5 protein-coding genes are annotated in these 12,772 nt (G+C 42.2%); 4 read left to right on the top strand and 1 reads right to left on the bottom strand.

The window, feature by feature from the left end:
• The first annotated feature begins 63 nt into the window (after nucleotides 1–63).
• Nucleotides 64–1,086, top strand: a complete 1,023-nt coding sequence (gene ilvC / locus NYE32_RS09590; protein WP_002885764.1) for a ketol-acid reductoisomerase — start codon at nucleotides 64–66, stop codon at nucleotides 1,084–1,086.
• A gap of 154 nt (nucleotides 1,087–1,240) precedes the next feature.
• Here ilvC and tyrS read toward each other — a convergent pair whose 3' ends face one another.
• Nucleotides 1,241–2,497 carry a tyrosine--tRNA ligase gene (gene tyrS / locus NYE32_RS09585; protein ID WP_003092098.1) on the bottom strand — a complete coding sequence of 419 codons (1,257 nt, stop codon included), beginning with the start codon at nucleotides 2,495–2,497 and terminating at the stop codon, nucleotides 1,241–1,243.
• Between the two features lie 269 nt (nucleotides 2,498–2,766).
• On the opposite strand from tyrS, the gene pbp1b reads away from it, so the two are divergent.
• The 3 genes from pbp1b (at nucleotide 2,767) to rpoC (ending at nucleotide 12,702) form a co-directional block, all read left to right on the top strand.
• Nucleotides 2,767–5,022 (top strand): penicillin-binding protein PBP1B, encoded by a 2,256-nt coding sequence (pbp1b, locus tag NYE32_RS09580; RefSeq protein ID WP_257056701.1) that lies wholly within the window; start codon nucleotides 2,767–2,769, stop codon nucleotides 5,020–5,022.
• A gap of 359 nt (nucleotides 5,023–5,381) precedes the next feature.
• Complete coding sequence (rpoB, locus tag NYE32_RS09575; protein WP_156685146.1) at nucleotides 5,382–8,963, top strand: DNA-directed RNA polymerase subunit beta; 3,582 nt, start codon at nucleotides 5,382–5,384, stop codon at nucleotides 8,961–8,963.
• A gap of 100 nt (nucleotides 8,964–9,063) precedes the next feature.
• Nucleotides 9,064–12,702, top strand: coding sequence for a DNA-directed RNA polymerase subunit beta' (gene rpoC / locus NYE32_RS09570; protein ID WP_070437474.1), 3,639 nt, complete (start codon nucleotides 9,064–9,066; stop codon nucleotides 12,700–12,702).
• Nucleotides 12,703–12,772 lie beyond the last annotated feature (70 nt).

Here is a 12,772-nt window from a genome sequence, read left to right as displayed (position 1 = left end):
AAATTTGTTAACCCAGCCTTAAAAAGGCAATAAATTATTTTTTTAGAAAAGAGACATATTACTATGGCAGTTCAAATGGAATATGAAAAAGACGTAAAAGTAGCAGCACTTGACGGTAAAAAAATCGCCGTTATCGGTTACGGTTCACAAGGTCATGCGCATGCACAAAACTTGCGTGATACAGGTCACGATGTGATCATCGGTGTTCGTCCAGGTAAATCATTTGATAAAGCTAAGGAAGATGGTTTTGATACTTACACAGTAGCAGAAGCAACTAAATTGGCTGATGTTATCATGATCTTGGCTCCAGACGAAATCCAACAAGAACTTTACGAAGCAGAAATTGCTCCAAACCTTGAAGCTGGTAATGCTGTTGGTTTCGCACACGGATTTAACATCCACTTCGAATTCATCAAAGTTCCTAAAGATGTTGATGTCTTCATGTGTGCTCCTAAAGGACCTGGTCACTTGGTACGTCGTACATTTGAAGAAGGTTTTGGTGTTCCTGCACTTTACGCAGTATACCAAGATGCTACAGGTAACGCTAAAGACATCGCTATGGACTGGTGTAAAGGTGTTGGTGCAGCACGTGTTGGTCTTCTTGAAACAACATACAAAGAAGAAACTGAAGAAGATTTGTTTGGTGAACAAGCAGTTCTTTGTGGTGGTTTGACTGCCCTTATCGAAGCTGGTTTTGAAGTCTTGACTGAAGCTGGATATGCTCCAGAATTGGCTTACTTTGAAGTGCTTCACGAAATGAAATTGATCGTTGACTTGATCTACGAAGGTGGATTCAAGAAAATGCGTCAATCAATTTCAAACACTGCTGAATTCGGTGACTACGTATCAGGTCCACGTGTTATCACTGAACAAGTGAAAGAAAATATGAAAGCAGTTCTTGCTGACATCCAAAATGGTAAATTCGCTAACGACTTCGTTAACGACTACAAGGCTGGACGTCCAAAACTTACTGCTTACCGTGAAGAAGCTGCTAACCTTGAAATCGAAAAAGTTGGTGCTGAATTGCGTAAAGCAATGCCATTCGTTGGTCAAAACGACGATGACGCATTCAAAATCTATAACTAATGTGATAGTCTCGAAAACCAGCCTAGTGCTGGTTTTTTTGTGTTCTGAAGAGAGTAGTTGGGAATCAATCCTACTGCTCTTTTTTGGTAGATAAATTGTAAAATATAGTGCAACAAAAAAACTCACTCCATTAAGGAGTGAGAATAGCCATAAATTAGTACGTCAAGACAAAGTTTTTCTTCTTACCACGACGGATAACAGTAATTTCATTATCAATTTTATCTGTATCTGAGAGAGTGTAATCCAAGTCTTGTACACGTTCACCGTTGATGTAGATAGCGCCGTTTTGGACATCTTCACGTGCTTGACGTTTAGATGGTGAAATTTTTGCATTGACAAGAAGTTCAACGATGTTCAGATTTTCATCTGCTGAAATTTCATATGTTGGGACACCGTTGAGGGCAACTTTAAGGTCGCGTGCTGAGAGAGCTTTAAGGTTACCAGCGAAGAGTTGTTCAGTGATGTGAACAGCTTGTTCGTAGGCTTCTTTACCGTGAACCAAAGTAACAACTTCACGAGCCAAAACCTTTTGTGCCAAACGTTGGTGACGAGCTTGGTCAAATTCTTTACCGATCTCTTCGATTTCTTCAAGTGACAAGAAAGTGAAAATCTTCAAGAAGCGAACGGCGTCATCATCCATGACGTTGAGCCAGAATTGGTACATTTCGTAAGGGGTTGTTTTAGTAGCATCAAGCCAGACAGCGTTACCTTCTGATTTACCGAATTTTTTACCAGTTGAATCTGTGATAAGTGGTACAGTGATGACGTGTCCAGATTTATCTGCTTTACGACGCAAGAGCTCAGTACCTGCTGTCATGTTACCCCATTGGTCAGAACCACCAATTTGGAGTGTTACGCCGTACTTATCGTTGAGTTCATAGAAATCGTAACCTTGCATGATTTGGTAGGCAAACTCAGTGTAAGAGATACCTGTTTCGATACGTTTCTTAACAGATTCCTTACTCATCATGTAGTTAACTGTGAAGTATTTACCTACGTCACGCAAGAAATCAATGAAGCTGACTGAACCAAACCAGTCATAGTTGTTGACCATAACGGCTTTGTTGTCGCCATTTTCAAAATCAAGGAAACGAGAGAGTTGTCCTTGGATTTTTTCAACCCAACCTTCAACAGTTTCTTTGGTTTGCAGGCTACGTTCAGCATCTTTAAATGATGGGTCACCAATCAAACCTGTTGCACCACCAACGAGGGCGTAAGGTTTGTGTCCAGCCAATTGAAGTCGGCGACTTGTAAGGATAGCGACAAGGTGTCCAAGGTGGAGACTGTCTGCTGTTGGGTCATAACCAGTGTAGTATGAGACTGGTCCCTCTTCAAAGGCTTTTACAAGGGCTTCTTCATCAGTGGTTTGAAAAATCAAGCCACGTGCTTTTAGTTCTTCAAAAATTGTCATGATATTCTCCAGTAAAGTATATTCTGGACCATTATACCAAAAGAAAGCAACCCTATGCAAGCTTTGTCAAAGTTTGTTATAATAGGCTTTGAGGTATTTCTATGAATTTTGAAAAAATAATAAATTATTTTAGGCGACTAGGGCAGACTATTCGTACAAAGTTCGCTGGTTCTAGGTCTAAAAGAGGAGATAAATCTTTTAAAGAAAGGAAAGCTACGACTGGATCTAAGTGGAATCGTAAGCAAGCACGGAAGTCGCCTGAGGATGGGATGACACTCTTAGACATGGGTGATGTTTTCTTAAAAACCTTAAAGCTCTTGTCTGATTTCTTTTATGTGGTTATTATCGTTCTTACCTTATTCGGTGCAGGAATTGGTTTGGGTTATCTGGGGAGTCAAATTGAGTCTGTTCCATCGATTAAGGACAAAACCTTGTTGAATCAGATTAGTGAGGTTAGTTTGGTATCTTCGATGAGCTATTCCGATTCCAAGAAGATTGCGGATATTGATACTGACTTGCTGAGAACACCTATTGAGAGTGATGCGATTTCTAACAATGTCAAAAATGCCATCATTGCGACTGAGGATGAAAATTTTAAAAAGCATAAGGGTGTTGTACCAAAGGCAGTTTTTAGGGCTTTGGTGTCATCAGTTTTGGGGGTTGGCTCTTCAAGTGGTGGTTCGACGCTAACGCAGCAGTTAATCAAGCAACAGGTAACAGGCGATGCGCCAACCTTTAAACGTAAGGCGGCAGAGATTATCTATGCCTTACAATTGGAGCGTCGCGCTTCTAAAAATGAAATTTTAACCGATTATCTGAATGTTTCTCCTTTTGGACGTAACAACAAGGGGAAAAATATTGCTGGTATTGAGGAGGCTGCTCAAGGTATCTTTGGGGTATCTGCAGCGGATTTGACAGTTCCTCAGGCGGCCTATCTGGCAGGTTTGCCACAGAGCCCGATTGTCTACTCACCTTATACAGCTGACGGTCAATTAAAAAATGCAGAGGATCTTTCTTATGGCTTAGCACGTCAGCAAGATGTACTCTACAATCTTTATCGCGGTGGCTATCTAGATAAGTCGCAGTATGAAAGCTATAAGGATTATGATATCACTAAAGATTTCAAGGCTGGTGAGAAGTCTGATGCCGTAAGTCATGACTATTTGTACTATTCTGTCATGTCTGAGGCTCAGGATGTCATGTATGATTATCTAGTTAAACGTGACAAGGTATCGAGTCAAGATTTGAAAAATGATAAGACCAAGGAAAGCTATCGTGAGAGGGCCCTACAAGAGCTACAAACCGGTGGCTACAGCGTTAAGACAACTATTGATAATGCAGTTTATAATGCGATGCAAGATGCTGCGAGTCAATATGGTGGCCTCCTCGACCAAGGTGGAAATAGTGGAGTTGAAGTCGGAAATGTGCTCATGGATAATGCGACTGGAGCAATTCTAGGATTTGTTGGTGGTCGTAGTTACGAAAATAATCAAAATAACCATGCTTTTGATACGGCACGCTCCCCAGGCTCATCTATTAAGCCTATTATTGCTTATGGAATTGCTATTGATCAAGGTTTGATGGGTAGCTCAAGTATCCTTTCTAACTACCCAACTAATTTTACGGGTGGAACGCCTATTCTCCATGATGGTGATAAGGGTACAGCTATGATGAACCTACAAGAGGCACTCAATACCTCGTGGAATATTCCAGCCTTTTGGACATATCAAATGCTTCAACGTCATGATGTTGACGTTGAGGGTTACATGACCAAGATGGGCTATAAGATTGCTAACTACAATATCGAGAGTTTACCTCTTGGCGGGGGAATTGAAACCACGGTTGCCCAGCAAGTAAATGCCTATCAGATGCTTTCAAATGGTGGCGTCTATGAGAAGGGTCATATGATTGATAGTATTACTGACCGGACTGGCGAAGTTATCTATCAGCATAAATCTGAAGGGGTTCAAGTCTTTTCAAGAGCTACGGCTAGCATCATGGATAACCTGCTCAAGGAAGTTGTGGTTAAGGGAGCGACAACTCAATTTCATTCTGAATTGAAAAATGTCAATGGTGCAGCAGCCTCAGCTGACTGGATGGGTAAAACAGGAACGACAGATAACTTTGCGGATGCTTGGTTGATCGTCTCAACGCCTGGTATTACTCTTGGTGGTTGGGCTGGTTATGACAATAATACACCAACCAATTCTAAAACGGGTTACACCTACAATGCGCAATATATGGTTCGTTTAACTTCCGCCATCTACAATGCCAATCCAGGTATTTTTAAAACGGGAGATAAGTTTAATATCGATTCAAGTGCTATTAAGGCAAGTGTGCTCAAATCAACAGGCCTTAAACCAGCAACAGTGTCTGTTAATGGTCGTAATGTTTCTGTAAGTGGTGAAATGGTTGATACTTATTGGGCTAAAAATGGGCCTGGAGATACAACCTACAAATTTGCTATTGGTGGAACTGACAGTGACTATCAAAAAGCCTGGTCTAGCATTCTTGGAGGGCATTAGGAATTCCCAAGAAAACTTGCAAAAAAGCAAAAAATTAGGTATAATATAGACAACTATTTGTCGTCTTACTTGGTTGAAATATTGTCCAATCAAGAGATACAGCAGTTAAATCAACGTTTTTTCGGTCAGATTTAGCTGCTATTTTTGTGCTTATTTTTAGGATTTTCAAGTGTTGTAACTCATATTTAAAGGTTCTAAAAATTCACAAACTAAGTGTTTTGCTTATCCTTGATCAGATAAGTGGATGTTAGTGTTTAATCACTTGTTAATGGGACAAGCGACTGAACAAGGCAGAAGACAAATATTTAAAGTGCACGACTTGCAAAGCAGGTCTCGAATGTAGAAAAGGAGTAGAAGACTTGGCAGGACATGACGTTCAATACGGGAAACATCGTACCCGTCGTAGTTTTTCAAGAATCAAAGAAGTTCTTGATTTACCAAACTTGATTGAAATCCAAACGGATTCATTCAAAGAATTCTTGGATACTGGTCTTAAAGAGGTTTTTGAGGATGTACTTCCTATCTCAAACTTCACAGACACTATGGAATTGGAATTCGTTGGTTACGAATTGAAAGAGCCTAAGTATACACTTGAAGAAGCTCGTATCCACGATGCATCATACTCAGCACCTATCTTTGTGACTTTCCGTCTTATTAACAAAGAAACTGGTGAAATCAAAACTCAGGAAGTCTTCTTCGGAGATTTCCCTATTATGACTGAGATGGGTACTTTCATCATCAATGGTGGTGAACGTATTATCGTTTCTCAGTTGGTGCGCTCACCTGGTGTTTACTTTAACGATAAGGTTGATAAAAACGGTAAAGTGGGTTATGGATCAACAGTTATCCCTAACCGTGGGGCATGGCTTGAGCTTGAAACAGATTCAAAAGACATTGCCTACACTCGTATCGACCGTACACGTAAGATTCCATTCACAACGCTTGTGCGTGCGCTTGGATTCTCAGGTGATGACGAAATTGTTGATATCTTTGGTGATAGCGAGTTGGTTCGTAATACCATTGAAAAAGATATCCACAAAAACCCAGCAGATTCACGTACTGATGAAGCGCTTAAAGAAATTTATGAACGTCTTCGTCCAGGTGAACCAAAAACTGCCGACAGCTCACGTAGCTTGCTTGTAGCTCGTTTCTTTGATCCACGTCGTTATGACTTGGCTGCTGTTGGTCGTTACAAAGTCAATAAAAAACTTAACATCAAGACACGTCTTTTGGGACAAACAATTGCTGAAAACTTGGTAGATCCTGAAACAGGTGAAATCCTTGTTGAAGCTGGTACTGAAATGACACGTGATGTGATTGATTCAATCGCAGAATACTTGGATGGTGATTTGAACAAATTTGTATACACACCAAACGATTATGCGGTGGTTACAGAACCTGTTGTTCTTCAAAAATTCAAGGTTGTTGCACCAAATAATCCAGATCGTGTGGTTACAATTGTTGGTAATGCCAACCCGGATGACAAAGTTCGTGCTTTGACAACAGCGGATATCTTGGCTGAAATGAGCTACTTCCTCAACCTTGCTGAAGGTATCGGTAAGGTAGACGATATCGACCACCTTGGTAACCGTCGTATCCGTGCGGTTGGTGAATTGCTTGCTAACCAATTCCGTATTGGTTTGGCTCGTATGGAACGTAACGTACGTGAGCGTATGTCAGTTCAAGATAACGAAGTCTTGACACCACAACAAATCATCAATATTCGCCCTGTAACTGCTGCTGTTAAAGAATTCTTCGGTTCTTCACAGTTGTCACAGTTCATGGACCAACACAACCCATTGTCAGAGTTGTCACACAAACGTCGTTTGTCAGCCTTGGGACCTGGTGGTTTGACACGTGACCGTGCCGGATATGAAGTTCGTGACGTGCACTACACGCACTACGGTCGTATGTGTCCAATTGAAACACCTGAAGGACCTAACATCGGTTTGATCAATAACTTGTCTTCATACGGACACCTTAACAAGTACGGTTTCATTCAAACACCATATCGTAAGGTTGACCGTGCAACTGGTAAAGTAACCAACGAAGTGGTTTGGTTGACTGCTGATGAAGAAGATGAGTACACAGTTGCTCAGGCTAACTCTAAATTGAACGAAGATGGAACATTTGCAGAAGAAATCGTTATGGGTCGTCACCAAGGTAATAACCAAGAGTACCCATCACACCTTGTAGATTTCGTGGATGTTTCTCCTAAACAGGTAGTTGCCGTTGCGACAGCATGTATTCCTTTCTTAGAAAACGATGACTCTAACCGTGCCCTTATGGGTGCCAACATGCAACGTCAGGCTGTGCCTTTGATTGATCCTAAAGCACCTTATGTTGGTACTGGTATGGAATATCAAGCTGCCCACGATTCAGGAGCTGCAGTTATCGCCCAACACGACGGTAAAGTTGTCTACTCTGATGCTGATAAAGTTGAAGTTCGTCGTGAAGATGGTTCTCTTGATGTTTATACTATTCAAAAATTCCGTCGTTCAAACTCAGGTACTGCCTATAACCAACGTACTTTGGTTAAGGTTGGCGATATTGTTGAAAAAGGTGACTTTATCGCTGATGGTCCATCTATGGAAGGTGGAGAAATGGCCCTCGGTCAAAACCCTATCGTCGCATACATGACATGGGAAGGTTACAACTTCGAGGATGCCGTTATCATGAGTGAGCGTCTTGTGAAAGATGACGTTTATACATCTGTTCACTTGGAAGAATTCGAATCAGAAACACGCGATACAAAGCTTGGGCCTGAAGAAATCACACGTGAATTGCCAAACGTTGGTGAAGAAGCCCTCAAAGACCTTGACGAAATGGGTATTATCCGTATCGGTGCTGAGGTTAAAGAAGGTGACATTCTTGTTGGTAAGGTAACACCCAAGGGTGAAAAAGACCTTTCTGCTGAAGAACGTCTTCTCCACGCTATCTTTGGTGATAAATCTCGTGAAGTACGTGATACGTCACTCCGTGTACCTCACGGTGGTGATGGTGTCGTTCGTGATGTTAAAATCTTCACACGTGCAAACGGTGATGAATTGCAATCAGGTGTTAACATGCTTGTTCGTGTTTACATCGCTCAAAAACGTAAGATCAAGGTCGGAGATAAGATGGCCGGTCGTCACGGTAACAAAGGGGTTGTTTCTCGTATTGTTCCGGTTGAAGACATGCCTTACCTTCCAGACGGTACACCAGTTGATATCATGTTGAACCCACTTGGGGTGCCATCACGTATGAACATCGGTCAGGTTATGGAACTTCACCTTGGTATGGCTGCACGTAACTTGGGTATCCACATCGCAACACCAGTCTTTGATGGAGCAAGCTCAGAAGATCTCTGGGATACTGTTCGTGAAGCAGGTATGGATAGTGATGCTAAGACAATCCTTTACGATGGACGTACAGGTGAACCATTTGATAACCGTGTGTCAGTTGGTGTCATGTACATGATCAAACTTCACCACATGGTTGATGATAAACTTCACGCTCGTTCAGTAGGTCCTTACTCACTTGTTACCCAACAACCTCTTGGTGGTAAAGCACAATTTGGTGGACAACGTTTCGGTGAGATGGAGGTTTGGGCCCTTGAAGCTTATGGTGCATCAAATATCCTTCAAGAAATCTTGACTTACAAGTCAGATGACGTTAACGGACGTTTGAAAGCCTATGAAGCTATCACTAAAGGTAAACCAATTCCAAAACCAGGTGTACCAGAATCATTCCGAGTACTTGTTAAAGAATTGCAATCACTTGGTCTTGATATGCGTGTCCTTGATGAGGATGACTACGAAGTTGAATTACGTGATCTTGATGAAGGTGAAGACGATGATGTCATGCACGTTGATGATCTTGAAAAAGCACGTGTACAACAAGCTAAAGAAGCTGCTGAATTAGAAAAAGCTAAAGAAGAAGCTTCAGATAAAACAGAATAAAATAAGCTTTAGAGAGGGAGCTCACTCTCTCTGCTAAGGTAGCTGATAAAGGTGAGAATAGCGCTGCTATTGTCAATAGAACAAAAGAAAGGTAATACTAGTGGTTGACGTAAATCGATTTAAAAGTATGCAAATCACACTAGCTTCACCAACTAAGGTCCGTTCATGGTCTTATGGTGAAGTTAAGAAACCTGAAACAATCAACTACCGTACGCTCAAACCAGAACGCGAAGGTCTCTTCGACGAAGTGATCTTTGGTCCTACCAAAGACTGGGAATGTGCGTGTGGGAAATACAAACGTATCCGTTATAAAGGTATCGTTTGTGACCGCTGTGGTGTTGAAGTAACACGTGCTAAGGTTCGTCGTGAACGTATGGGTCACATCGAGTTGAAAGCACCAGTATCACACATCTGGTACTTCAAGGGAATCCCTTCTCGTATGGGATTGACTTTGGACATGAGTCCTCGTGCGCTTGAAGAAGTTATTTACTTCGCAGCTTACGTGGTTATTGATCCAAAGGAAACACCACTTGAACCAAAATCTCTCTTGACAGAACGTGAATATCGTGAAAAATTGCAAGAGTATGGACATGGTTCATTTGTCGCTAAAATGGGTGCCGAAGCTATCCAAGATCTCTTGAAACAAGTAGATTTGGAAGCTGAAATTGCTGAACTCAAAGAAGAGTTGAAAACAGCAACTGGTCAAAAACGTGTTAAAGCTGTTCGTCGTTTGGACGTTCTTGATGCCTTCTACAAGTCTGGTAACAAACCAGAATGGATGGTGCTTAACATCTTGCCAGTATTGCCACCAGACCTTCGTCCAATGGTTCAATTGGATGGTGGACGTTTTGCGGCATCTGACTTGAACGATCTTTATCGTCGTGTTATCAACCGTAACAATCGTTTGGCTCGTTTGCTTGAATTGAATGCCCCAGGTATCATCGTGCAAAACGAAAAACGGATGCTCCAAGAAGCGGTTGACGCTTTGATCGACAACGGTCGTCGTGGTCGTCCAATCACTGGACCAGGTAGTCGTCCACTTAAATCTTTGAGCCACATGCTTAAAGGTAAACAAGGTCGTTTCCGCCAAAACTTGCTTGGTAAACGTGTTGACTTCTCTGGACGTTCCGTTATCGCCGTTGGTCCAACACTTAAAATGTACCAATGTGGTGTGCCACGTTTGATGGCCATCGAACTTTTCAAACCATTTGTGATGCGTGAAATCGTTGCGCGTGAATACGCAGGTAACGTGAAAGCCGCTAAACGTATGGTTGAACGTGGTGATGAACGTATTTGGGATATTCTTGAAGATGTTATCAAGGAACACCCAGTACTTCTTAACCGCGCACCTACCCTCCACCGTTTGGGTATCCAGGCCTTCGAACCTGTCTTGATTGATGGTAAGGCCCTTCGTCTTCACCCATTGGTATGTGAGGCCTACAATGCCGACTTTGACGGTGACCAAATGGCCATCCACGTTCCATTGTCTGAAGAAGCTCAAGCTGAAGCACGTTTGCTCCTTCTTGCGGCTGAACACATCCTTAACCCTAAAGACGGTAAACCGGTCGTAACGCCATCTCAGGATATGGTTCTTGGTAACTACTACTTGACTATGGAAGAAGACGGCCGTGAGGGTGAAGGTATGGTCTTCAAGGATATTGATGAGGCAGTTATGGCTTATCGTAATGGTTATGTTCACTTGCATAGCCGTGTCGGTATCGCAGTAGACAGCATGCCTGATAAACCTTGGAAAGAAAACCAACTTCACAAGATTTTGGTTACAACTGTTGGTAAGATTCTCTTTAACTCAATCATTCCAGCAGAAATTCCATATCTTCAAGAAACAACAAATGAGAACTTGACAGATAGTACACCAGATAAGTACTTCCTTGAACCAGGTCAAGATATCCAAACAGTTATTGATAGTTTGGAAATTAATGCGCCATTCAAGAAGAAAAATCTTGGTAACATCATCGCTGAAACCTTCAAACGTCTTCGTACGACTGAAACATCAGCCTTCCTTGACCGTTTGAAAGACCTTGGTTACTACCACTCAACACTTGCTGGTTTGACAGTGGGTATCGCCGATATCCCAGTTATCGATAACAAACAAGAAATTATTGATGCTGCTCACCACCGTGTTGAAGAAATTAACAAGGCCTTCCGTCGTGGTTTGATGACAGATGATGACCGTTATGTTGCTGTTACAACAACATGGCGTGAAGCGAAAGAAGCACTTGAAAAACGTCTGATTGAGACACAAGATCCTAAGAACCCAATCGTTATGATGATGGACTCAGGAGCTCGTGGTAACATCTCTAACTTCTCTCAACTTGCCGGTATGCGTGGTTTGATGGCTGCTCCTAACGGACGTATCATGGAATTGCCTATCCTTTCAAACTTCCGTGAAGGTTTGAGCGTTTTGGAAATGTTCTTCTCTACTCACGGTGCGCGTAAAGGTATGACCGATACGGCCCTTAAGACAGCCGACTCAGGTTACCTTACTCGTCGTTTGGTTGACGTTGCCCAAGATGTTATCATCCGTGAAGATGACTGTGGAACAGACCGTGGTCTTCTCATCCGTGCGATTACTGACGGTAAAGAAGTTACGGAAACACTTGAAGAACGTCTTCAAGGTCGTTACACTAAGAAATCAGTTAAGAATCCTACAACAGGTGAAGTAATCGTAGGTCCAGATACTTTGATTACTGAAGACATGGCTGCTGCTATTGTCAATGCTGGTGTTGAAGAAGTAACTATCCGTTCAGTCTTTACATGTAACACACGTCACGGTGTCTGCCGTCACTGTTACGGTATCAACTTGGCAACAGGTGATGCGGTTGAAGTTGGTGAAGCAGTTGGTACTATCGCCGCTCAATCTATCGGGGAACCTGGTACACAGCTTACTATGCGTACCTTCCACACCGGTGGGGTAGCCTCAAACACCGATATCACACAGGGTCTTCCACGTATTCAGGAAATCTTTGAAGCACGTAACCCTAAAGGGGAAGCGGTTATCACTGAAGTTAAAGGTACTGTTATTGAAATCGAAGAAGATGCCGCAACACGTACTAAGAAAGTCTTCGTTCAAGGTAAGACTGGAATGGGTGAATACGTTGTTCCATTTACAGCTCGTATGAAAGTTGAAGTGGGTGACGAAGTACACCGTGGTGCAGCCTTGACAGAAGGGTCAATCCAACCTAAACGTCTCCTTGAAGTGCGTGATACCTTGTCAGTTGAAACTTATCTTCTTGCAGAAGTACAAAAAGTTTACCGTAGCCAAGGGGTAGAAATCGGTGACAAACACGTCGAAGTAATGGTTCGTCAAATGCTTCGTAAAGTACGTGTTATGGATCCAGGTGATACAGATCTCCTTCCAGGTACACTTATGGACATTTCTGACTTCACAGATGCTAACAAGGATATTGTTATCTCTGGTGGTGTTCCTGCAACATCTCGTCCAGTCCTTCTTGGTATTACGAAAGCCTCACTTGAAACAAATTCATTCTTGTCAGCGGCTTCCTTCCAAGAAACAACACGTGTGCTTACAGATGCAGCTATCCGTGGTAAGAAAGACCATCTCCTTGGTCTTAAAGAAAATGTTATCATTGGTAAGACTATTCCTGCTGGTACAGGTATGGCTCGTTACCGTAACATTGAACCACTTTCAGTTAACGAAGTTGAAGTTATTGAAAACATTGCTGTTGATGAAGCAATTGTGGAATCATCTGAAGACTAAAACGAAATCAAAAGAACTCACAATGAATTGTGAGTTCTTTTCGTATTTATATGACTAGAATTTCTTCAAT

The organism is Streptococcus sp. FSL R7-0248 (assembly GCF_037967965.1).
GTDB lineage: Bacteria > Bacillota > Bacilli > Lactobacillales > Streptococcaceae > Streptococcus.
Note: the sequence above shows the minus strand (reverse complement) of the source record. Positions and strands in the feature narration are given on the sequence as shown.